Source organism: Micromonospora sp. NPDC049101 (assembly GCF_040648675.1).
Lineage (GTDB): Bacteria > Actinomycetota > Actinomycetes > Mycobacteriales > Micromonosporaceae > Micromonospora.
Window position 1 is genome coordinate 1 of record NZ_JBEZED010000014.1, and the last position, 20,629, is coordinate 20,629.

The 20,629-nt window shown below is 71.6% G+C and carries 22 protein-coding genes; 17 read left to right on the top strand and 5 right to left on the bottom strand.

Annotation, left to right across the window (positions count from 1 at the left end):
• Positions 1 to 8 precede the first annotated feature (8 nt).
• Positions 9 to 698, bottom strand: coding sequence for a TIGR03089 family protein (locus AB0B57_RS20120; RefSeq protein ID WP_357071619.1), 690 nt, complete (start codon positions 696 to 698; stop codon positions 9 to 11).
• 154 nt (positions 699 to 852) lie between these two features.
• On the opposite strand from AB0B57_RS20120, the gene AB0B57_RS20125 reads away from it, so the two are divergent.
• Together AB0B57_RS20125 and AB0B57_RS20130 are read left to right on the top strand one after the other, a co-directional pair.
• Positions 853 to 1,998 carry a glycosyltransferase family 1 protein gene (locus tag AB0B57_RS20125; protein WP_357071622.1) on the top strand — a complete coding sequence of 382 codons (1,146 nt, stop codon included), beginning with the start codon at positions 853 to 855 and terminating at the stop codon, positions 1,996 to 1,998.
• 61 nt (positions 1,999 to 2,059) lie between these two features.
• Positions 2,060 to 3,151 carry a sugar phosphate nucleotidyltransferase gene (locus tag AB0B57_RS20130; RefSeq protein WP_357071625.1) on the top strand — a complete coding sequence of 364 codons (1,092 nt, stop codon included), beginning with the start codon at positions 2,060 to 2,062 and terminating at the stop codon, positions 3,149 to 3,151.
• On the opposite strand, the gene AB0B57_RS20135 is transcribed toward AB0B57_RS20130, so the two are convergent.
• A complete protein-coding gene (locus AB0B57_RS20135; protein WP_357071628.1) occupies positions 3,120 to 3,728 on the bottom strand; it encodes an NUDIX domain-containing protein in 609 nt (202 codons plus the stop codon). The genes AB0B57_RS20130 and AB0B57_RS20135 overlap by 32 nt on opposite strands.
• Positions 3,729 to 3,767: 39 nt before the next feature.
• Here AB0B57_RS20135 and AB0B57_RS20140 point away from each other — a divergent pair, with 39 nt between their 5' ends.
• Together AB0B57_RS20140 and AB0B57_RS20145 are read left to right on the top strand one after the other, a co-directional pair.
• Entirely contained in the window at positions 3,768 to 4,814 is a 1,047-nt protein-coding gene (locus tag AB0B57_RS20140) for a hypothetical protein (RefSeq protein ID WP_357071631.1), read from the top strand.
• Positions 4,815 to 5,099: 285 nt separating this feature from the next.
• Positions 5,100 to 6,098: a winged helix-turn-helix domain-containing protein gene (locus tag AB0B57_RS20145; protein ID WP_357071634.1), complete on the top strand. Its 999-nt coding sequence runs from the start codon at positions 5,100 to 5,102 to the stop codon at positions 6,096 to 6,098.
• 139 nt (positions 6,099 to 6,237) lie between these two features.
• Here AB0B57_RS20145 and AB0B57_RS20150 read toward each other — a convergent pair whose 3' ends face one another.
• A complete protein-coding gene (locus AB0B57_RS20150; protein ID WP_357071637.1) occupies positions 6,238 to 7,323 on the bottom strand; it encodes a coenzyme F420-0:L-glutamate ligase in 1,086 nt (361 codons plus the stop codon).
• Positions 7,320 to 8,321, bottom strand: coding sequence for a 2-phospho-L-lactate transferase (gene cofD, locus AB0B57_RS20155; protein WP_357071640.1), 1,002 nt, complete (start codon positions 8,319 to 8,321; stop codon positions 7,320 to 7,322). The genes AB0B57_RS20150 and cofD overlap by 4 nt, the downstream gene beginning before the upstream one ends.
• A gap of 98 nt (positions 8,322 to 8,419) precedes the next feature.
• On the opposite strand from cofD, the gene AB0B57_RS20160 reads away from it, so the two are divergent.
• From AB0B57_RS20160 to AB0B57_RS20185, 6 genes are all read left to right on the top strand, one after another.
• Positions 8,420 to 9,445: a hypothetical protein gene (locus AB0B57_RS20160; RefSeq protein WP_357071643.1), complete on the top strand. Its 1,026-nt coding sequence runs from the start codon at positions 8,420 to 8,422 to the stop codon at positions 9,443 to 9,445.
• Between the two features lie 232 nt (positions 9,446 to 9,677).
• A complete protein-coding gene (locus AB0B57_RS20165) occupies positions 9,678 to 12,221 on the top strand; it encodes a bifunctional FO biosynthesis protein CofGH (RefSeq protein ID WP_357071646.1) in 2,544 nt (847 codons plus the stop codon).
• Between the two features lie 164 nt (positions 12,222 to 12,385).
• On the top strand, positions 12,386 to 12,664 hold the full coding sequence (locus AB0B57_RS20170) for a hypothetical protein (RefSeq protein WP_357071649.1): 279 nt from the start codon (positions 12,386 to 12,388) through the stop codon (positions 12,662 to 12,664).
• Positions 12,665 to 12,715: 51 nt separating this feature from the next.
• Positions 12,716 to 14,107 (top strand): DUF4331 domain-containing protein, encoded by a 1,392-nt coding sequence (locus tag AB0B57_RS20175; protein ID WP_357071652.1) that lies wholly within the window; start codon positions 12,716 to 12,718, stop codon positions 14,105 to 14,107.
• 15 nt (positions 14,108 to 14,122) lie between these two features.
• A complete protein-coding gene (locus AB0B57_RS20180; RefSeq protein WP_357071655.1) occupies positions 14,123 to 14,452 on the top strand; it encodes a phospholipase in 330 nt (109 codons plus the stop codon).
• Positions 14,453 to 14,911: 459 nt separating this feature from the next.
• On the top strand, positions 14,912 to 15,169 hold the full coding sequence (locus AB0B57_RS20185; RefSeq protein ID WP_007455784.1) for a WhiB family transcriptional regulator: 258 nt from the start codon (positions 14,912 to 14,914) through the stop codon (positions 15,167 to 15,169).
• Positions 15,170 to 15,324: 155 nt separating this feature from the next.
• Here AB0B57_RS20185 and AB0B57_RS20190 read toward each other — a convergent pair whose 3' ends face one another.
• Positions 15,325 to 15,774: a metallopeptidase family protein gene (locus tag AB0B57_RS20190; protein ID WP_110562108.1), complete on the bottom strand. Its 450-nt coding sequence runs from the start codon at positions 15,772 to 15,774 to the stop codon at positions 15,325 to 15,327.
• Between the two features lie 152 nt (positions 15,775 to 15,926).
• Here AB0B57_RS20190 and AB0B57_RS20195 point away from each other — a divergent pair, with 152 nt between their 5' ends.
• From AB0B57_RS20195 to AB0B57_RS20225, 7 genes are all read left to right on the top strand, one after another.
• A complete protein-coding gene (locus tag AB0B57_RS20195; protein WP_357071658.1) occupies positions 15,927 to 16,295 on the top strand; it encodes a DUF3499 domain-containing protein in 369 nt (122 codons plus the stop codon).
• Positions 16,296 to 16,609: 314 nt separating this feature from the next.
• Entirely contained in the window at positions 16,610 to 17,353 is a 744-nt protein-coding gene (locus tag AB0B57_RS20200) for a Scr1 family TA system antitoxin-like transcriptional regulator (protein WP_357072208.1), read from the top strand.
• On the top strand, positions 17,344 to 17,532 hold the full coding sequence (locus tag AB0B57_RS20205) for a DUF397 domain-containing protein (protein WP_357071661.1): 189 nt from the start codon (positions 17,344 to 17,346) through the stop codon (positions 17,530 to 17,532). Before AB0B57_RS20200 ends, AB0B57_RS20205 begins: the two co-directional genes overlap by 10 nt.
• Positions 17,533 to 17,551: 19 nt before the next feature.
• Positions 17,552 to 17,740 carry a DUF397 domain-containing protein gene (locus AB0B57_RS20210; protein WP_357071664.1) on the top strand — a complete coding sequence of 63 codons (189 nt, stop codon included), beginning with the start codon at positions 17,552 to 17,554 and terminating at the stop codon, positions 17,738 to 17,740.
• A gap of 19 nt (positions 17,741 to 17,759) precedes the next feature.
• Entirely contained in the window at positions 17,760 to 17,954 is a 195-nt protein-coding gene (locus tag AB0B57_RS20215) for a DUF397 domain-containing protein (protein WP_357071667.1), read from the top strand.
• A 216-nt stretch (positions 17,955 to 18,170) separates the two neighbouring features.
• Positions 18,171 to 19,370: a spermidine/putrescine ABC transporter substrate-binding protein gene (locus tag AB0B57_RS20220; protein WP_357071670.1), complete on the top strand. Its 1,200-nt coding sequence runs from the start codon at positions 18,171 to 18,173 to the stop codon at positions 19,368 to 19,370.
• Positions 19,371 to 19,375: 5 nt separating this feature from the next.
• The gene (locus AB0B57_RS20225) at positions 19,376 to 20,527 is read left to right on the top strand and encodes an ABC transporter ATP-binding protein (protein ID WP_357072211.1); all 1,152 of its coding nucleotides are present in this window, start codon (positions 19,376 to 19,378) and stop codon (positions 20,525 to 20,527) included.
• The last annotated feature ends 102 nt before the right edge of the window (positions 20,528 to 20,629 follow it).

Genomic DNA, 20,629 nt, shown 5'->3' on the forward strand with positions numbered 1-20,629 from the left:
GGGGGGGGTTACTGGAGGGTTTGGGTGACCTTTTCGGTGGTCTGGCGGCTGGCCACCTTCGTTGGGTCGAGGTTGGCGTTGAGGACCACGGTGGCGGCCCGGGTCAGGGGGGCCAGCAGCCAGTCGACCGGGTCCGGGTAGCGGGCGGCGTCGACGAGGACCCGAGCGCCGGGCTCGATGCCCAACTCGGTGGCGCGGGCCTCGGCGCGGGCCAGCAGGTGGGCGTCGGTGGGGCCCGGACCGGGCTGCGGGCTGAAGTGGTCGCCGTGCCGGCGTACCTCGACCACGTAGTCGGCGAACCCGGGCGGCACCTGCCGGAGCGGGACGGCGAGCGGGGCCAACCCGAGGGCGTAGCGTTCGTCGGCCGGCCAGGACTGGGCCTCGTCCAGCCGGTCGGCGGCGGCGAAGAGCACGTCCACGTCACCCGGTGTGTCGACGACGCTCAGCTTGGCCGACCAGCAGCCCAGCAGCACCGCAGCGGTCTGCCAGTGCGGTGGCAGCAGCACACCGGCCGGCGTGCCGGGGGCGAGGCCGACCTCGTCGACGAGCAGGTTGGCGGTCTTCGCCACCCAGTTCGCCAGGGTGGCGCCGGAGAGCTCGGTGCGGTCACCGCTGGCATCGTCGTACCAGGTGAGCAACGGTCGGGTCGGGTCGGTCGCGATCGCGTCGGCGAACACCCGGGCAATGTTGTCGGCCATCGGCGCGAACGATACGCCAGTGCGGGCCGTACTGAATGTCGATGACAACTCGGCGTACCGTCGGGTCGCAGTCAGCGTGGCCCCCGCGCCCCGGCGTAGGCTTGACCCCCGGAGTGTTGTTCCCCACAGACCCGCCAGTGCAAGGAGTCGCCCCGTGACCGCCGGTCGCCCGCCCCGCGTGCTCATCGACGCCACGAGTGTCCCCACCGACCGTGGTGGTGTCGGTCGATATGTCGATGGTCTGCTCGGTGCCCTCGGCAAGGTGTGCGGGTCGGGGGTGGAGTTGGCGGTGGTCAGCCTCCGCACCGACCTGGAGCGTTACACCCGGATGCTGCCCGGCGCGGAGATCATCCCGGCGCCGGCCGCCGTGGCGCACCGTCCGGCCCGGCTCGCGTGGGAGCAGACCGGCCTGCCGCTGCTCGCCCAGCAGGTGGGTGCCGACGTGCTGCACTCGCCCTTCTACACCTGCCCGCTGCGCGCCGGGTGCCCGGTCACGGTCACCGTGCACGACGCGACGTTCTTCACCGAGCCGGAGCACTACGACAAGTCCCGCCGCACGTTCTTCCGCAGCGCCATCAAGACTTCGTTGCGCCGCGCCGACCGGGTGATCGTGCCCAGCAAGGCCACCCGGGACGAGCTGATCCGGTTGCTCGACGCCGACCCGACGCGGATCGACGTGGCCTACCACGGTGTCGACCAGGCCGCCTTCCACGCCCCCACCGAGGAGGAGAAGGCCCGGGTCCGGGCCCGACTGGGGCTGGGCAACAGCAGCTACGTCGCCTTCCTCGGCGCCAAGGAGCCGCGGAAGAACGTGCCCAACCTGATCCGCGGCTGGGCGCGTGCGGTGGCCGACCGCGTCGACCCGCCGGCCCTGGTGATCGCCGGTGGCCAGGGGCACGACGACGACATCGACCGGGCGGTGGCCGAGGTCCCGTCGCACCTGCGTCTGCTGCGCCCCGGCTACCTGCGCTACGCCGACCTGCCCGGTTTCCTCGGCGGTGCGCTCGTCGCCGCCTATCCGTCCTACGGCGAGGGGTTCGGGCTGCCGATCCTGGAGGCCATGGCGTGCGCCGCCCCGGTGCTGACCACGCCGCGCCTCTCGCTGCCCGAGGTGGGCGGCGACGCGGTCGCGTACACCTCGGAGGACGCGGAGCAGATCGGCATCGATCTGGCCGCGCTGCTCGACGACGAGCAGCGACGGTTGTCGCTGGCGAAGGCCGGTTTCGACCGGGCCAAGGAGTTCACCTGGGAGTCCAGCGCCGAGGTGCACATCACCGCCTGGAGTCGCGCCCGTTCGTGACCCCGGGCCCCTGGTGGTGACCCGTGCCACTGCCAGCAGGTGCGTCGGGCATGATGTGCGGATGCTTTATGCGGTCATTCCGGCAGGTGGCAGCGGCACGAGGTTGTGGCCGTTGTCCCGCGCCGGCCATCCCAAGTTCCTCCACCCGCTGACCGGCACCAGCTCCTCCCTGCTCCAGGCGACCGTGGAGCGGCTCGCGCCGCTGACCACACCGGATCGGACCCTTGTGGTCACCGGTGCGGCACACGTCGCGGCGGTGGCTCGGCAGCTGACCGGTCTGCCCGAGGAGAACATCCTGGTCGAGCCGTCCCCACGGGATTCCTGCGCGGCGATCGCGCTGGCCGCGGCGGTGATCGCGGTACGCGACCCGGACGCGGTGATGGGCAGCTTCGCGGCCGACCACCTGATCGGCGACCCGGGGAGCTGGGTCCGTACCGTTCAGGAAGCGGTCCGGGGTGCCGAGCAGGGGATGCTGATGACGGTCGGGATCACCCCGACCCGCGCGGAGACCGGCTACGGCTACCTGGAGACCGGCGAGGAGACCGACGACGCCCCCTGGCGGCCGGTGACCGAGTTCAAGGAGAAGCCCGACGCCGAGGTGGCCGAGGCGTACGTCCGTTCGGGCCGGCACCTGTGGAACGCGAGCATGTTCGTGTGGCGGGTGGACGTCTTCCTCGCCGAGCTGGCCCGCCAGCAGCCGGCGTTGCACGCTGGCGTCACCGCGATCGCCGCCGCGTGGGGCACCCCGGAGCAGGACGAGGTGCTCGGCGCGATCTGGCCGACGCTGCCGAAGATCTCCGTCGACTACGCGGTGATGGAGGGCGCGGCCACCGCGGGTCGGGTCGCGACAGTGCCGGGTGACTTCGGTTGGAACGACGTCGGCGACTTCCACACCCTCGGTGAGGTGCTGCCGGCCGACGAGGCGGGCAACGTGGTGCTCGGCACCGACGCCAAGCCCGGTGTGCTCCTACGGGACAGCGCCAACCTGGTGGTGGTGCCGCAGTCCGGTCGGCTGGTGGCCGTCCTCGGGCTGCGTGACCTGATCGTGGTGGACACCCCGGACGCGGTGCTGGTCTGCCCGCGCGACCAGGCCCAGGGCGTCAAGGCCCTGGTCGACGAGCTCAAGGCGCGAGGCGAAGAGGGCTACGTCTGAGGGCCGCGAGGGCCGGTGCGACAAGTTGCGCGGTCCCGCCGGCCAGCGGCTCGGGCAGTTGATCCGGCGGGAACCAGCCCAACTCCTCGGCCTCGTCGCTGATCTGCTCCACCGCACCGGGCGGCGCGACCACGACGAACCGGACGTCGAAGTGACGCGAGCCGCCCTGGCAGAGCACCTCGTGCACGTCGACATCGATCGGCACCGGGTCGATGCGCAGGTCGGCGATCCCGGACTCCTCGGTGGCCTCGCGGAGCGCGGCGGCCACCAGGGTCTGGTCGACCGGCTCGCAGTGCCCGCCGAGCTGCACCCAGAGCCCGAACTTGACGTGCAGACAGAGCAGCACCCGGGTGCCGGTGGCGTCCAACACCAGCGTGCTCGCGGTGATGTGTCCGGGGCGGTGTTGCCGGCTCATCGCGATCGGCCCGGCGTCGAGCAACGCGAGGGTCCGGTCCCTCGCCGCGGCCGCCCCCGGGCTGGTGGGCTGCCAGCCTTCGAGGAGCGCGACGGCGTCGGAGTGCAGCGGCGCGTAGGTCTCGGGGTCGGTCGGGTGGGCGGTGAGTGAGGTGTCGGGCACCCCGTCACTGTACGAGCGTGTGCTCCGTACGCTGGCGCGGTGACCCTGCGACTCGTCGAATTCGTGGTGGCCGGCAACGAGGCCAGCGATCTGCTGCCGGTGCGGTCGGCGGCGCTGCTGCGCGCGTACGGTGCGCGTCGGGGCTTCTGGACGGTGCTGGACGAGGGGCCGGTGGAGCGCTGCCTGGTGTTGCTGCTGGAACGGGACGACGGCGAGTGGACGTCCCAGCACGTGCGGGCGGACGCGGGCGTGGAGAACGGGCGGACCGAGGATGGTGAGGCGCTCGCCCACCACGACGGTTGGGTGTACGTCTTCGGCTCCCACTTCGGCTCGAAGGCTGGCCCGTTGCGTCCCCGGCGCGCCTTCGTGGCCCGCTTCCGGGAGGACGACGCGGCGGCCGGCCCGGTGCCGGTGCACGTGGTGCGGAACTCGTTCCGGCTGCACCGGGCGGTGAACGACGCTCTCGCCGGATCGCCGCTGACCCTGTTGCCACCGGGGGAACGGGTGCGGGCGCGGTTCATCGTCGAGACGTTGGCGAGGGGGACCGCCCGGGAGAAGCGCTGGGTGAGCCGGCTGGCCCCGGACGACCTGCCGTTGAACGTGGAGGCGGCGGCCTTCACCCCGGACGCGACGGTGCTGCTCGGGCTGCGGTTCCCGGTCACCGAGGCCGGTGAGCCGATCCTGGTGGAGGTGGCTGGTGTGCCGGACATGTTCACGGCGCAGCCGGCGTGGCCGCGGGCGTTGCGCGCGTACGCGTTGACCGGGGTCACCCCCGCGGGAAAGCTGACCGGGTTCCGTGCGATCACCCCGACGTCGGACGGCGGGTACGCGGCCGTGATCGGCTCGATCGACGCGCTGGGCAAGGGATCCGTGCTGCTCGACGACCATCCGGGCGGCGGTGACGTCACGTCTCGGCAGGTCCGCTTCCGGCTGCCGCGCGAGGGGTCGGACGACGCGTTTCGGCTGGTCGGGGAGTCGGTGGTGGACCTGGCGCCGTTCCACCACGTGGAGGGGCTGGCCGAGCTGGACGGGCGACCGTTCTACGTCACCGACGAGGATCACCGGGTCGCGCTCTGGGCCGGTTGAGTCGGATGGGTGACGCTGGGGCGGGATGACCGGACGGCACCTCTGCGGAGCAAGGGCCGCAGACCCTCGTGGTGCCGCCCGATCACCGGGGCCTCCCCGGGCCCGGTGCCCTCGGGCCGGCACGTCGAGGACGCACCGGCGCGGTGTTCGGGCACTGGAAGCATGGCGAAACGCTTCGGCGGCGTCGAGGTTTTTCAGTCCAGGCTTAAAGATGGAGATTAGTGCCGGCCGGGTAGAGTCGAACGGTCACCCGGCATCCCCCTGCTGGCGACACTGGAGCGCTCCATGCTGAAGATCCACTTTTCCGGGGAGGACATCCTCCGGACTCGGGTGGCGCCGGCGGCGGACCCGGTCTGGGAGCTGGTCCTCAGCCTGCACGCGTTACAGAGCCGCAACCGCGACCCGTTGACGGCACACTGGCGGCGCACGGTGTCTCAGGGGCTGCGTCAGGACGTCGCCTCCGAGCAGCTCCGGTTGCTCTTCGCGCTGAGCCCGCCGCGCGGCTACTTTCCCGACTTCCTCACCCCGTACGCCAGTGTCGACGGCTTCGAGGCCGGGCTGGACGCGCTCCGCAGCACCCCGACCGGGATGCTCCGGCGAGACCTGAGCGTGCTCGCCGCCGAGAACCAGCTGCCACCCTCTGCCGCCGCGCTGGCCCGGGGTGAGGTGGCGGTGCTGCACCACCTCGCGGACTCGATGGTGCAGTATCGATCATTGGCGATCAACCCCTACTGGAGCCGCATTCAGGCGGCAGTCGCGGCGGACCGGGCCCGCCGGGCCAGGGCGTTGCTCGACGGCGGTGTCGAGAGCCTGCTCACCAGCCTCCGACCGGCCATGCGCTGGGACGGTGGGGTGCTTGAGGTCCGCAACTACCCGCACAGCCGGGAGCTGCACCTCGACGGCCGAGGGCTGCTGCTGGTGCCGTCGTTCTTCTGTGCGGACACACCTGTCGCCCTGCTCGACCCGGCCCTGCCGCCGGTGCTGGTCTACCGGGTGGACCGCCTCGGCGGGCTGCTGTCGGTCGACGACACCGGGTCGACCCGGTCCGCTGCTGCCCGTGAGTCGCTCGCCGCGCTGCTCGGCCGCACCAGGGCGGCGGTGTTGGAGGCCAGCGACGAGGGCTGCACCACCGGTGAGGTCGCCCGCCAACTCAACATCTCACCGGCGGCGGCGAGCCAACATGCCACGGTGCTGCGCAACGCCGGCCTGCTGGTCAGCCACCGGGACCGCAACAGTGTGCTGCACACGCTGACTCCGCTCGGCCGGGCCATGCTGGACGCCTGACCCGCCACCGGCCACCGGGCCGGCCGGGTGACCCGGCCGTCTCCCACAGCGCGGGCGCGGCGCTCGCCGGGCCGGGTGAAACGGCCGTCTGCCAGAGCGCGAGCGCGGCGCTCGCCGGGCCGGGTGAAACGGCCGTCTGTCAGAGCGCGAGCGCGGCGCTCGCCGGGCTGCCGGGGGGCGGCGGCAACAGGGTCGAGCCGACGCCCTGGGCGGCCAGGGCGACGCGCAGTCGGTGCAGGTCGGCGCCGAAGCGCACCAGGCCGATCGGGTCGACGGGGGTCGGGGCCGAGCCGAGCAGCAGGGTGGCCCCGTCCGGCCACCCGGGCATCTCGGCGACCAGTCCGGCGCGTACCTCGGCCTCGTCGACCAGGGTGAAGACCGTGCCGGGGGCGACCACCTCGGCGACCGCGTCGATCGCCCGTCGCACCGCGGTCAGGTCGGCCGGCGAGGGGCCGGGACCGTCGCCCAGGGTGGCGGCGTCGGCGAGCCCGGCGGCGCGGGCCTCGGCGGTACCGAGCGCGAAGAGATCCTGCGCGGCGTCGCGGATCAGCGCCCGCGCGCCGCCGGCGTCGTCCGGGGTCGGGGCGGCGAGGTAGCCGCGCACGACCGCGACGGGGACCTGATCGCACTTGCCCTTGATCAGCTCGCCGGCACCCGCCAGCTCGTCCACCACGGCCATCTGGGTCAACTGAAGCTCGTTGCCGTACGGGTCGACCTCGCCCCGGTGGTCGCGGATGGCCGGCATCCCGGCCACGCCCAGCGCCACGTCGGTGAGCCCGTTGCGCCAGGGCCGGCCCATGGTGTCAGTGACGATCACGGCCACGTCCAGGTCGTAGCGCTCCCGCAACGCGTCGCGGAGCGCCCGGGCCGATGCGTCCGGGTCGACCGGCAGCAGCACCAGCTGGGTCTTGTCCACGTTCGACGCGTCGATCCCCGCCGACGCCATCACGAAACCGTGATGGGTCTGCACGATCCGGGTCGGCCCCCGACTGGCGACCACCCGGGCGGTCTCACCGGCCAGGACCTCGTCCCGTGCGGCCAGCCGCTCGGGCCCGTCCGCCGGGACGTCGACCAGCCGTCCCTCCGACTTCGAGACGATCTTGCTGGTGACCACCAGCACGTCCCCGTTGCGCAGCCACGGCGCCGCGGTCGCGATCATCGCGGCCAGGTCGTCACCCTCGGTCACGTGACCGATGCCGAGCACCGGCAGGATCTCCAGCCTCACGTCAACTCCACCGCGGCGCGGACCATGGCCGCCGTCGCCGCCTCGTCGGTCATCCGCAGCGGCACCGCGCGGACCGTCACCCCGGGCACCACAGTGTCGGCGTCCTCCTCGGCGACCAACCAGCCATCGAGCAGGCCGCCCTCCGACCGGCCCCCGTAGAGGCGGCCCACCCCGGCGGCGCTGCACTCGACACCCAGCACTTCGAGACAGCGGTCGGCCATCCCCCGCACCGGAGCGCCGGCGATGATCGGCGAGACGCCCACCACCGGCGCCGGGCCGTCCGCCACAGCCTCCCGCAGCCCGGGTACGGCCAGCACCGGCGCGACACTCACCACCGGATTGCTGGGGGCGACCAACACCAGGTCGGCGGAGCCGATCGCGTCCAGCACACCGGGTGCCGGCTTCGCCGTCTCCGCACCGACGAAGACGAAACGGTGGGTGCGGATGTCGGCCCGGTAGCGTACCCACCACTCCTGGAAGTGGATCGCCCGCTGACCCTGCTCGTCCTCGACGGTGCTGGCGCTGTTCGCGAGTGCGGGGCTCGCAAGCCCACTCCTCCCGCTCACGACAGCGTGCGTCTCCAGGCGGTCGTCGGTGGCCGGCAGCAGACGTACGCCCGGCTCCCAGCGGGTGGACAGCGCCTCGGTGACCGTGCTCAACGGATAACCGCCGTTGAGCATGGTGCTCCTGACCAGGTGGGTGGCGATGTCCTTGTCGCCGAGGCCGAACCAGTCCGGCTGTGCCCCGTACGCGGCCAACTCGCCCTTGACCGTCCAACTCTCGCCGACCCGGCCCCAACCCCGCTCCGGGTCCGCGCCGCCGCCGAGCGTGTACATGACGCTGTCCAGGTCGGGGCAGATCTTCAACCCGTGCAGCCACAGGTCGTCGCCGACGTTGACCACGGCAGTCACGTCCGCGCCGACCTCGCGGGCGTACGCCCGGACGCCGAGCAGGAACCGGGCGCCGCCGATCCCGCCGGCCAGAACCACGATGTGCATGTCGACCATCCTCGCGCACGTGACGCCTCCGGTCCGCCGCTGACCCAGGAGACTAGGCTCACGTGCGCCCTGTCCGATCCGGCCCCGAGGGGGAGCTCGTGACCAGCCCCGCCGAGCCCGCGTCCTCCGACGCGACGCAGGCCCGTCAGCTGACCAAGCCACTACGCGAACTCGCCGCGCTCGCGTTGCTCGGCGCCAATGCCGTGTTCCTCTTCGTGGGCCTGCTCCGGTTGATCGCCCCGAACGGCTCCTTCACCGAACGTGCGGGCGACGCCTTCGACAGGTTCGTCGGGCTGGAGGCGGTGGTCCTCCCGCTGCTGGCCGTACTGCTGGCCACGCACATCTCGCCGGTGGTGCCGAAGGCCAAGCTGATCACGCAGGTGGCCCTCGGTGAGTACGCGGCCAGCGCGGTGATCGGCACGCTGACCCTGCTGATCTCGACGGTGGGCCGCCTGGCCGATGCCAGGGTGCTCGACGCGCTCCTCGGTGTGCTCGACCAGATCGCCTGGATGGTGATCTTCGCGGTTGCCGCCTGGGTGGTCTACACCGTCTGGCGTGCCCGCTACTACGTGCCGCGGCCCAAGCCCCAACCGGGCGTCTACGGCCAACCGCAGGCAGGCTGGCCGCAGCAGCAGGGTGGTTGGCCGTCCCCGGGGCAGCCCGGTGGCCAGCCGCAGGGCGGGTGGCCCGCTCCCGGCCAGTACGCCCAGCCGTCCCCACCGTTCCAGGCCCCACCGTCGGCCCCGCCCCACCCGCAGTCCGCGCCGCCGTTCCAGGCCCCGCAGTCGGCGCCCCCGTTCCCACAGTCGGCCCCGCCGCACCCGCAGTCCGCGCCGCCGTTCCCGCGCTCGGCCCCGCCGTCGCCCGCCGCGCCGCCGTTCGGGCAGCCGCCGTCGGCGGACCCGACCCAGGCCATCCCGCGCCCGTCGGCGGACTTGACCGAGGCGATTCCGCGCCCGTCGGCCGAACCGACCCAGGCGATTCCGCGCCCGTCGGCGGACCCGACCGAGGCGATTCCGCGCCCGTCGGCCGACCCGACGCAGGCGATTCCCCGGCCCGCCAATCCGGACGACGACCGTACCCAGCACATCACGCCCGGCGAGCGCCCCGACCAGCCGCGCTGAGTCGGTCTGCGGGGTGATGACCTCATGATCAGGTGATGAAAAGTAGGTCGGCATCGGTCCTCACACCTACTTTTCATCACCTGATCATCGCGCTCAGGGGAGCCGAGGCCGGCTGGCGCTGGGCAGGGTCGCCTCAGCTGAGCACCGTGCGCACGGGGCACCCAGGTGGGCCGTTTCTCACGGTCCGGCACTGGTCGGTCGGGCGGGCTCGCGCTGCGCATAGGCTGAGCGGATGGTTGATCGCACCCAATCCGGCCCGAGCGACGCTAGCGTGCGACGGGCCCTGGGCCGGGCCGCGACCGGGCGGGCGCTGGACGTCGACGAGGCGACCGCGCTGCTGTCCGCCCGTGGTGACGCGCTCGACGAGCTGCTCCGGGTGGCCGGTGGCATTCGTGACGCCGGGCTGCGTGACGCCGGGCGGCCGGGCGTGGTCACGTACTCGAAGAAGGTCTTCATCCCGCTGACCCGGCTCTGCCGGGACCGCTGCCACTACTGCACGTTCGCCACGGTGCCGCACCGGCTGCCGGCGCCGTTCCTGGATCGCGACGAGGTGCTCGCCATCGCGCGGGCCGGCGCCGCCCAGGGGTGCAAGGAGGCCCTCTTCACGCTCGGTGACCGGCCGGAGGAGCGCTGGCCGGCGGCCCGGAGCTGGTTGGACGAGCGCGGCTACGACTCCACACTGGACTACCTGCGGGCCTGTGCGGTCGCGGTGTTGGAGGAGACCGGGCTGCTGCCGCACCTCAACCCCGGTGTGCTGTCCTGGTCGGAGTTGCAACGGCTCAAGCCGGTCGCGCCGAGCATGGGCATGATGTTGGAGACGACCGCGACGCGGCTCTGGTCGGAGCCGGGCGGCCCGCACTACGGCTCACCGGACAAGGAGCCGGCGGTGCGGCTGCGGGTCCTGGAGGACGCGGGCCGGGTGGGGGTGCCGTTCACCACCGGCATCCTGATCGGCATCGGCGAGACGCCGGCCGAGCGGGTGGACGCGCTCTTCGCGATCCGTCGCGCCCACCGGGAGTACGGGCACCTCCAGGAGGTGATCGTGCAGAACTTCCGCGCCAAGCCGGACACGGCGATGCGTGGCATGCCCGACGCGGAGCTGCACGACCTGGCCGCCACGGTGGCGGTGGCCCGGCTGCTGCTCGGCCCGAAGGCCCGCATCCAGGCCCCGCCGAACCTCATCGCCGGCGAGTACGACCTGCTGCTGCGCGCCGGCATCGACGACTGGGGTGGCGTCTCGCCGCTCACCCCGGACCACGTCAACCCGGAACGCCCGTGGCCGCAGATCGAGGAGTTGGCCCGGCACACCAAGTTGGCCGGGTTCACGCTGCGGGAGCGGCTGACGATCTACCCCGAGTACGTGCGCGCCGGTGACCCGTGGCTCGACCCACGGCTGTTGCCGCACGTGACCGCACTTGCCGACCCGGCGACGGGCATGGCTGTCGAGTCGGCGCTGCCGCAGGGGCGACCGTGGCAGGAGCCGGAGGAGGTGTTCGGCGGGCGGGTCGACCTGCACGCCACCATCGACACCACCGGCCGCACCGAGGACCGGCGGGGCGACTTCGACAGCGTCTACGGCGACTGGTCCGAGGTTGCCGGCAAGGTCACCCCGGAGGCGACGGCGCGTCGGGCGGGCGTACCCCCGGTGGCGGCCGGCAGTGGCGCGGACCGTGACCTGGCGGCCGGGCTGCGGTTGGCCGCCGACGACCCGGCGGCGCTGCTCGACCCCCGGCACGGTGACGCCGCGCTGGCGCTGTTCGGCGCGGACGGGCCAGCCCTCGACGAGCTGTGCCGGCTCGCCGACGACGTGCGCCGGGACGCGGTCGGCGACGACGTGACCTACGTGGTCAACCGCAACATCAACTTCAGCAACGTCTGTTACGTGGGCTGCCGGTTCTGTGCGTTCGCGCAGCGTGAGCGGGACGCCGACGCGTACCGGCTCTCCGTCGACCAGGTCGCCGACCGGGCCGAGCAGGCGTGGGCGGCCGGTGCCAGCGAGGTGTGCCTGCAGGGCGGCATCGACCCGAAGATGCCGGTCACCGGGTACGCCGACATCGTGCGCGCGATCAAGGCCCGGGTGCCCGACATGCACGTGCACGCGTTCTCGCCCATGGAGATCGTCACCGCCGCCGCGAAGGCCGGGGTGCCGGTGCGTGACTGGTTGCTCCAGCTGCGCGAGGCCGGGCTGGACACCATCCCGGGCACCGCCGCCGAGATCCTCGACGACGACGTGCGCTGGGTGCTGACCAAGGGCAAACTCCCGGCCGCCGCCTGGGTCGACGTGGTCAGCACGGCCCATGAGCTGGGCATCCGGTCCAGCTCCACGATGATGTACGGCCACGTCGACCACCCCGGGCAGTGGCTGGCGCACTACCGGGTGCTGGCCGGTGTGCAGGACCGCACCGGTGGGTTCACCGAGTTCGTGGCGCTGCCGTTCGTGCACACCAATGCTCCGATCTATCTGGCTGGCATCGCCCGGCCCGGGCCGACCTGGCGGGAGAACCGGGTGGTGCACGCCATGTCCCGGCTGCTGCTGCACGGTCGGATCGACAACATCCAGTGCTCCTGGGTGAAGCTCGGCGACGAGGGCACGGTGGCGATGCTCCAGGGTGGATGCAACGACCTGGGCGGCACGCTGATGGAGGAGACCATCTCCCGGATGGCCGGCTCCGACAACGGTTCCGCGCGTACCGAGGAGCAGTTGCGGGCCATCGCGAAGGCTGCTGGTCGTCCGGCGCGCAAGCGGTCGACTGCGTACGGTCACGTTCGACCCTGACGTCGAACCTTTCCCCGCCGCCGGCCGTACCACGCGGTGCCGGCGGCGGTCGCGGCGAGGATCGCCGCCGGTGTCCCCTTCAGGGGCCCGGTGGCGTCGTTGGACGGTGCCGGACCCGTCCGTCCCCCGCGGGCGCGTGCGCGCCGCAGCCGGAAAGGTTGCCCATGACCAGTGATCAGCGGAAGCGGCAGTGGCCGCGACTGACCCGCCGGCAGACGTTGACCGCAGCGGCGAGCGCCACTCTCGGTGCCGCCGCGCTCACCGTGCCGGGCCTGTCAGCCGCGCAGAACGCCCCCGGCGCGGCCGGCCGAGCCGACGAACCGATCGTCGTGCACCTGCGTGACGCCGAATCCGGAACGATGGACGTCTTCGTCGGTGAGGCGCGGATCGAGGTACGTGACCGCGGCCTGGCGGACCGGCTGCGGCGCGCCGCCCGGCGCTGACCCGACATCCCGCACTGCCATCCTGTCCCCGCCCAGTGAGGTTGGTCCGCCATGTCTTCCCACCGTGAGGCCCCGGAGATAGCCAAGGATCCGGTCGCCGACAGCTCCGACCTGTACGCGTTCGTCAGCCCCGACAAGCCCGACACGGTGACGTTGATCGCCAACTACGTGCCGTTGCAGTTGCCCTCCGGGGGCCCGAACTTCTTCGAGTTCGGTGACGACGTCCGTTACGAGATCCATATCGACAACGACGGCGACGGTCGTCCGGATGTCACCTACCGGTTCGAATTCACCACCGAGATCACCAATCCGAACAGCTTTCTCTACAACACCGGCACGATCGAGTCGCTGGACAGCAAGAACTGGAACCGGCGGCAGTTCTACAGCCTGACCCGGGTGGCCGACGGCCGGGAGCACCGGTTGGCACACAAGCTGCCCTGCCCGCCGTGCAACGTCGGCCCGCTGTCCACTCCGAAGTACGCGGACCTCGTCCGGCAGGCGACCTACTCGCTCTCCACCGGGGAACGGGTCTTCGCCGGGCAGCGCGCCGACGGCTTCTTCGTCGACCTGGGGGCGATCTTCGACCTCGGCACGTTGCGGCCGTTCCAGCAGCTGCACGTCGCCGGAAAGAAGATCTTCAAGGCCGAGGGGGAGCCGGTCAACGCCACCGACCGGATGAACGTGCACAGCATCGCCGTGCAGGTGCCACTGAAGCAGGTGCGCCGACGCGCCAGCCGGTACGGCGCCGGCGACCGGGCGTCGGTGCTCGGGGTGTGGACGTCGGCGTCGCGCCGGCAGGTGCGGGTGCTCGGCGACCGGGGTGGTGCGGACACCGCGACCGGCCCGTTCACGCAGGTCTCCCGGCTGGGTAATCCGCTGTTCAACGAGGTCATCGTGCCGATGTCCAAGAAGGACCTGTGGAACTCGCTGCCGCCGTCGGAGGACAAGCGGTTCGCGCGGTTCGTGGAGCAACCGGAGCTGGCCGCGTTGCTGCCGGCGCTCTACCCGGACGTCTTTCCCAACCTGGACAAGCTCACCAAGGCCAAGAAGGCCCGCGCGGATCTGGTGGCGATCCTGCTCACCGGCATACCGGCCGGTTTGATCGACGGCTTCACCAACACCACCGGCGACGTGCAGGCCGACATGCTGCGACTGAACACGGCGATCCCGCCGACGGCCAAGCCGGACCGGTTCGGGGTGCTCGGTGGCGACCTGGCCGGGTTCCCGAACGGGCGGCGGGTCGGCGACGACGTGGTCAGCATCGCGCTGCGGGCGATCGCCGGGGTGACCGTGCCGCTCGTGGACAAGACGTTCCGCCCCGACGCGGCGGCCGCCGCTGTCACTCCCGGCCTGAGCGCCGCCGACGTGACCGCGCCGTTCCTCGGGAACTTCCCCTACCTGGGTACGCCGTACGACGGGTTCAACAACCCGCCGGCGGCCTGAGTGGGGGCGCAGCGGATGCACGAGCACGCGTACGGGCCGTCGGAGACCGGGACCGTCGTCCTCGATCTCGGCGGCGACACCGGCGCCCTGATCGTCTACACCGGCCGGGATCTGCATGGCCGGGAGATCGAGATCAGCCGGGACGATGATCGGCGAGTGCACTCCGCGGTGCGGGAGCGCCGGGTGCGGGACGGCTCGTTCCACAGTGCGGTCTACCCGGATCTGCCCGGCGGAATTTATACCGTCTGGTGGGACGCGAACACGCCCGTCGGCAGAGTTTCTGTCCACGGTGGAGGGATAGCCGAGTTCGTGTGGCCCAGCAGCGGTTTCGGGGTCGCCGGCTGACCCTTCCACACCGCTTTTCACGTCGCGCCCCGTCCACATTGTGGACGGGGCGCACGCGCTGTGCCCAGCTTGACGGGCAGTCTGCGCCGCGCCGCGTTAACCTGTCCCCCACCAAGATCAGCTTGGGGGGTGCGGGTGTCTGGGGCGGCCCTGGCGACGACCTGCCGGGGGAGCGCCACAGCAGAAAAGTCGGGCAACTCGCCGGAGAGGGCGTTACTCGGCCGGGGTCTGAATCGATAGGGCAGGTTGCGAGGCTGGACGGCCCCAGTGGCCGTCCGGGGGTGTCGGGAGGGCGACTCCATTATCAAGTTTGGCTTGACGGCGCACGCATTACACGCGTGTAATTTGAATGGGGTTGTTCGCACGGAACGCAACAAAACGGGACCGGACGGACAAGCACGCCTTTCGCGTGGGGGGTTGCAGCGGCGATGACGCCGGTGCGCGACAAGGAGGCATTTGATGGACGGCCAGCTTGAGGTGGCCGACCTGCTCGGAAACGCGCCGGAGTGGCAGGAGCGAGCGCTGTGCTCGCAGACCGACCCCGAAGCGTTCTTCCCCGAGAAGGGCGGCTCAACCCGCGAGGCGAAGCGGATCTGCTCGCGGTGTGAGGTCAAGACCGAATGCCTCGAATACGCTCTCGGTCACGACGAGCGATTCGGCATCTGGGGTGGGCTCTCCGAGCGGGAGCGGCGCAAGTTGAAGCGGCGGGCCGCCTGAGCGGTGCGAGGTCGGGGCGGTGGGGGCCGTCCGACTCGCCCGGCACAGGCTGCCCGACCGGGGGTTCGTTCGGCCCGGCTCGTCGAGGGCTGCGGTTCGAGCTGAACTGGTGGTGCGGTGTGGCTGTCGGTTCGGTTTGAGCTGTCGGGGACTGCTCAGGCCAGCTCGTCGGGGTCGACGCCGAGCAGGTTCGCCACCTGTTCGATGATCACGTCATGCACGAGATCGGCGAGGTCCTCACGGTCCATCGCCCGGAACTCCAGAGGCCGTCGGTACAACACGATCCGCGGCGGCACCTCCTGGCGGCCCGGACGACCGGGCAGCAGTCGGGCCAGCGGGACCTCGCCGTCCTCCAACACATCGGAGTCGTAGACGTTCAGGTCCGGTGGCACGTCCTCGACCGCGAACTCGACCCCGGCCAACTCCTTGGCGAACCGACGCTCCAGCGTCTCCACGGTGTCCAGCACCAGGTCGTCGAAGACCTCGGCCTTGGTCCGCGCCAGCGGCACGGTGGCCGGCACCAGCCGCCCGCGCAGGCCGCGACCGTGCCGGTCACGGTGCACGCGCCGGCCAGGGCCGGGGCGGCGGTGTTCCGGGCTCGTCATGAGGCAAAGGGTAGCGCCCGCGCCGGGCTGGTCAGCGGCACCGCCGCTCCCGTGGCGCGGCGCGCCCAGGACGGCGAACTGTGATCACCGCTACGGGCGTGTCGCAACGCGAAGCGATGCGCCGGACCCGGTAATGGAGATACCCTGCGCCCGTGAGGTCACCACGGCGCTGCTCCCGTAACGGCTGCCCCCGGCAAGCGGTCGCCACATTGACCTATGTCTACAACGAGTCGACAGCGGTGGTGGGGCCACTGGCGGCGTTCGCCGAGCCGCACACGTACGACCTGTGTGAGCCGCACGCCCGTAGCCTGACGGCACCGCGCGGCTGGGACGTGGTCCGGCACGAGGGTGAGTTCGAGCCACCGCCGCCCACCACGGACGACCTGGTCGCGCTCGCCGAGGCGGTCCGCGAGGCCGCCCGCCCGGCCCCCCGCCCCCCAGACCCCGACCAGAACCACCACGACCACCCCCACCAAACCGGCCGCCGAGGCCACCTCCGAGTAATCCCCCCCAACCACTAACCCCCCGCCCCCGCCCCCGGCCCCCCGCCCCCTCCCTCACGGTCCTGTTGATCATGGGGTTATTGCCATCCCGCCCGGCGTGTCGGCGCTATAACTCCATGATCAACGCGCTGGTGCGGCCGGGTGTGGGGGGCCCGCTGGGGGAGGGGCACTTTGGGGGCGTTTTGGGGGTGCCTGGGGTACGTGTTGACACGTCTGACCGCCACACGCCGGTAGGCCGCAGACATCGCCACTCACCGTCACTAGCATGCGCCGCAGCGTGCATACCTGGCGGGCAGGAGGATCCGGTGGCGAACGAGGCGTTGCGGGTGGCGATGGCCGAGGCGGGGGAGACGGCCGAATCGTTGGCGGAGAAGGTTCGCGTCGACCCCAAGACGGCCGCGCGGTGGCTTGCCGCGGGGCGCATCCCGCACTCCCGTACCCGGGTCGCGGTGGCCCAGGTGCTGCGTCGGGACGCGGCCGACCTCTGGCCGGAGCCGTTCCGGCGCCGTGACCTGCCGTGGTTCCGACAGTGGGCCGAGCTTGAACAGGACGCCGTCTCGATCCGCTCCTACCAGCCGCTGCTCGTGCCGGGCCTGCTCCAGACCGAGGGATACGCTCGCGCGGTGCTGGGCACCGGTGGTCTGCTCCCACCGTCCGAGGTGGACCTGATCGTCGCGAGCCGCCTCGAACGGCAGGCGGTCCTCGGCCGTGCCGCCCCACCGCAGTTCGTGGCGGTGATCGACGAGGTGGTGCTGCGCCGGCTGGTCGGTGACCGCGCCGTGATGTCCGGGCAGTTGGCCCACCTGGCGGCGGTCGCGGAGTGGGAGCACGTGCAGGTGCGGGTCATCCCGGCGGAGAACCCGTGGCACACCGGTCTGGCCGGTCCCTTCGTGCTGGGTCGCCTGCCCGACGGGACGGAATTGGCGTATCTCGACAACCAGCTCCGCGGTCAGGTCGTGACCGATCCCGTCGATATCGCTAACCTGGGACGCAGGTGGGAGAGCGTTGCCGGTGAGGCGTTACCCCAACGCCTGTCGATCGAGCTGATCAGGGAAGTGGCCACGACATGGACATGACCGACGCCCGTTGGCGCACCGCGACCCGCAGCAGCAACAACGGCGGCGACTGCGTCGAGGTGGCCGACAACCTGCCCGGTCGGGTGCTGGTGCGCGACAGCAAGGACCGCGACGGTGGCACCCTGACCTTCGCGCCGGCCGCCTGGTCGTCCTTCGTCGAGCTTGTCCGATCGAGCTGATCAGGGAAGTGGCCACGACATGGACATGACCGACGCCCGTTGGCGCACCGCGACCCGCAGCAGCAACAACGGCGGCGACTGCGTCGAGGTGGCCGACAACCTGCCCGGTCGGGTGCTGGTGCGCGACAGTAAGGACCGCGACGGTGGCACCCTGGCCTTCGCGCCGGCCGCCTGGTCGTCCTTCGTCGAGCTTGTCCGATCGAGCTGATCAGGGAAGTGGCCACGACATGGACATGACCGACGCCCGTTGGCGCACCGCGACCCGCAGCAGCAACAACGGCGGTGCCTGCGTGGAGGTGGCCGACAACCTGCCCGGTCGGGTGCTGGTGCGCGACAGCAAGGACCGCGACGGTGGCACCCTGACCTTCGCGCCGGCCGCCTGGTCGTCCTTCGTCGACGAGGTCCGTCGGTCCGACCGCTGACGCTGACCGCTGACCCACCGGCCGCTGATCCACTCGGGTTCCTGCAAAGCGCGGTGTCGCAGCGCCCAGGACACCCCGACTTCCGGAACGCGAGTGGACCAAGCTGAGCGTGGTCGACTCCTGCACGGGCAGTGACGGGCCGGCCCCGATGCTCCTCTCCTGTCGCAGGTTTGTCATCGTGTCAGTCGTCCACGGCGCCGACCCTGAGGAAAACTGATGCGTGTTCCCCTCCGGCCCGTCTCCCGGCGTGGACTACTCAGCGGCACTCTCGGCTCGGCCGCCCTGCTCGCCGCCGGGGGCGGCGCCCTGGGCGGCGGCCTTGCCGGCTGCGGCACCGAGGGCGCGCAGCAGACCGAGGCCGGCTGCGTCAGCGAGGACCGCTCCGGCACCGAGAAGAAGCTGGCGTTCTCCAACTGGCCGCAGTACCTGGACGTGGACGACGCGGACGAGTCCAAGCGACCCAGCCTGGACGAGTTCGGGCGGAAGACCGGCATCCAGGTCACCTACACCGAGGACATCAACGAAAACAACGAGTTCTTCGGCAAGGTGCAGCACCAGCTCGCCGCCTGCCAGAGCACCGACCGGGACATCATCGTGCTGACCGACTGGATGGCGGCCCGGATGAGCCGGCTCGGCTGGATCCAGCAGCTCGACCCCGCGAAGATGCCGAACGTGCGGGCCAACCTGCTGCCGTCGCTGGTCAACCACTCCTTCGACACCGACAGCCGGCTCTCCGTCCCGTGGCAGGCCGGCCTCGCCGGGTTGGCGTACAACGGTGACGTCACCGGGGAACTGCGTACCGTCGACGAGCTGCTGACCCGCCCCGACCTGAAGGGCCGGGTGTCGGCGCTCAGCGAGATGCGCGACACGATGGGCCTGTTGATGCAGTCCAACGGGCACGACCCGGCCAACTTCACCACGGCCCAGTTCGACGACGCGCTCACCAAGCTCAAGAGGGCCGTCGACTCCGGGCAGATCCGCAGGTTCACCGGCAACGACTACGCACCCGACCTGGCCAAGGGCGACATCGCCGCGTGCATCGGCTGGTCCGGGGATGTCATCCAACTCTCCGGCGCGAACGAGAAGGTGCGGTTCGTCGCGCCCGACTCCGGCGTGGTGCTCTACAGCGACAACATGATGGTGCCGATCCGGGCCACCCACAAGGCGAACGCCGAGCAGCTCATCAACTACTACTACGAGCCGGCCGTCGCCGCGAGGCTCGCCGCCTACGTCAACTACATCTGCCCGGTCAAGGGCGCGCAGGCCGAGATGGAGAAGATCGACAGCGAGTTGGCCGTCAACCCGCTGATCTTCCCCGACGACGCGTTGCTGTCGAAGGCCACGACGTTCATGGTCCTGGACACCAAGCAGGAGCAGGAGTACGAGAGTAAGTTCCAGCAGGTCATCGGGGCGTGACGGGGATGGCGCGCGAGGCACCCGGCGGCGATCTGCGCCTGGCCAACCTCACCAAGCGGTTCGGCAGTGTCACCGCCGTCGACGGCGTCAACCTGACCGTCGGGCAGGGCTCGTTCTTCGCGCTGCTCGGCCCGTCCGGCTGCGGCAAGACCACCACGCTGCGGATGATCGCCGGCCTGGAGGAGCCGACAAGCGGCCAGGTGCTGCTCGGAGACGGCGACGTCACCCGGCTGCGACCGTACCGGCGACCGGTCAACACCGTGTTCCAGAGCTACGCCCTCTTTCCGCACCTCACCGTCTTCGAGAACGTGGCCTTCGGGCTGCGTCGACGCGGCCTCCGCTCGGTGGACGGCGAGGTGCACCGGATGCTGTCGCTGGTGCAGCTCGATGGCTACGGCAAGCGCCGACCGGCCCAGCTCTCCGGCGGCCAGCAGCAACGGGTCGCGCTGGCCCGCGCCCTGGTCAACCGGCCGCAGGTGCTGCTGCTCGACGAGCCCCTCGGCGCTCTCGACCTGAAGCTGCGCCGGCAGATGCAGATCGAGCTGAAGCGCATCCAGGCCGAGGTCGGCATCACCTTCGTACACGTCACCCACGACCAGGAGGAGGCCCTGACCATGGCCGACACCGTCGCGGTGCTGAACGCGGGTCGGATCGAGCAGCAGGGCGCGCCGGCCGACCTCTACGAGTTCCCCGCCACCGCGTTCGTGGCGAGCTTCCTCGGCCAGTCCAACCTGCTCGCCGGCGAGGCCACCGGCGCCAGCGGCGGCGACGTCGCGGTGACGGCGCACGGCACGCGCTTCTCGGTGCCCGCCGGCCGGGCACGGTCCGACCGCGGTCCGGTCCACCTGGGGGTACGCCCCGAGAAGCTGACTCTGGTCGGCTCCGCCGACCAGGTGCCCGTGGGGCATCAACACGTCGCCGGGGTGGTCAGCGACGCCTCCTACGTGGGGGTCAGCACGCAGTATCTGCTGCGTACCGACTGGGGCGGCGAGCTGACGGTGTTCGTGGCGAACAGCGCGACGTCGACGCCTGTCGCCCTCGGCGGTGCGGCCGTTGCGTACTGGCACCCGCGGCACGCGTTCCTGCTGCCCCGGGGCGCCGCAGACGCCGACCGGCCGTGGCCGGTGCTCGCCGAGCCGGTGAGCGCGTCGCCGTGACCCGCCCGGCTCCCAGCGGCTCGGGGCAGGCAGCGCCGGCGGCTGCGGCACCGGCAGCCCGGTCCGGGAGGCGCCCGCTTCTGCCGTACCTCCTGGCTTTTC

Bases quoted from the DNA above. Each gene is read 5' to 3' on its own strand.
- AB0B57_RS20200 (WP_357072208.1), top strand. From the start codon at position 16,610: ATGGCCGAGGCGGGGGAGACGGCCGAATCGTTGGCGGAGAAGGTTCGC.
- AB0B57_RS20180 (WP_357071655.1), top strand. From the start codon at position 14,123: ATGCACGAGCACGCGTACGGGCCGTCGGAGACCGGGACCGTCGTCCTC.
- AB0B57_RS20120 (WP_357071619.1), bottom strand. From the start codon at position 698: ATGGCCGACAACATTGCCCGGGTGTTCGCCGACGCGATCGCGACCGAC.
- AB0B57_RS20190 (WP_110562108.1), bottom strand. From the start codon at position 15,774: ATGACGAGCCCGGAACACCGCCGCCCCGGCCCTGGCCGGCGCGTGCAC.
- AB0B57_RS20215 (WP_357071667.1), top strand. From the start codon at position 17,760: ATGGACATGACCGACGCCCGTTGGCGCACCGCGACCCGCAGCAGCAAC.
- AB0B57_RS20220 (WP_357071670.1), top strand. From the start codon at position 18,171: ATGCGTGTTCCCCTCCGGCCCGTCTCCCGGCGTGGACTACTCAGCGGC.
- AB0B57_RS20145 (WP_357071634.1), top strand. From the start codon at position 5,100: ATGCTGAAGATCCACTTTTCCGGGGAGGACATCCTCCGGACTCGGGTG.
- AB0B57_RS20165 (WP_357071646.1), top strand. From the start codon at position 9,678: ATGGTTGATCGCACCCAATCCGGCCCGAGCGACGCTAGCGTGCGACGG.
- AB0B57_RS20210 (WP_357071664.1), top strand. From the start codon at position 17,552: ATGGACATGACCGACGCCCGTTGGCGCACCGCGACCCGCAGCAGCAAC.
- AB0B57_RS20185 (WP_007455784.1), top strand. From the start codon at position 14,912: ATGGACGGCCAGCTTGAGGTGGCCGACCTGCTCGGAAACGCGCCGGAG.
- AB0B57_RS20205 (WP_357071661.1), top strand. From the start codon at position 17,344: ATGGACATGACCGACGCCCGTTGGCGCACCGCGACCCGCAGCAGCAAC.
- AB0B57_RS20225 (WP_357072211.1), top strand. From the start codon at position 19,376: ATGGCGCGCGAGGCACCCGGCGGCGATCTGCGCCTGGCCAACCTCACC.
- AB0B57_RS20175 (WP_357071652.1), top strand. From the start codon at position 12,716: ATGTCTTCCCACCGTGAGGCCCCGGAGATAGCCAAGGATCCGGTCGCC.
- cofD (WP_357071640.1), bottom strand. From the start codon at position 8,321: ATGCACATCGTGGTTCTGGCCGGCGGGATCGGCGGCGCCCGGTTCCTG.
- AB0B57_RS20170 (WP_357071649.1), top strand. From the start codon at position 12,386: ATGACCAGTGATCAGCGGAAGCGGCAGTGGCCGCGACTGACCCGCCGG.
- AB0B57_RS20130 (WP_357071625.1), top strand. From the start codon at position 2,060: ATGCTTTATGCGGTCATTCCGGCAGGTGGCAGCGGCACGAGGTTGTGG.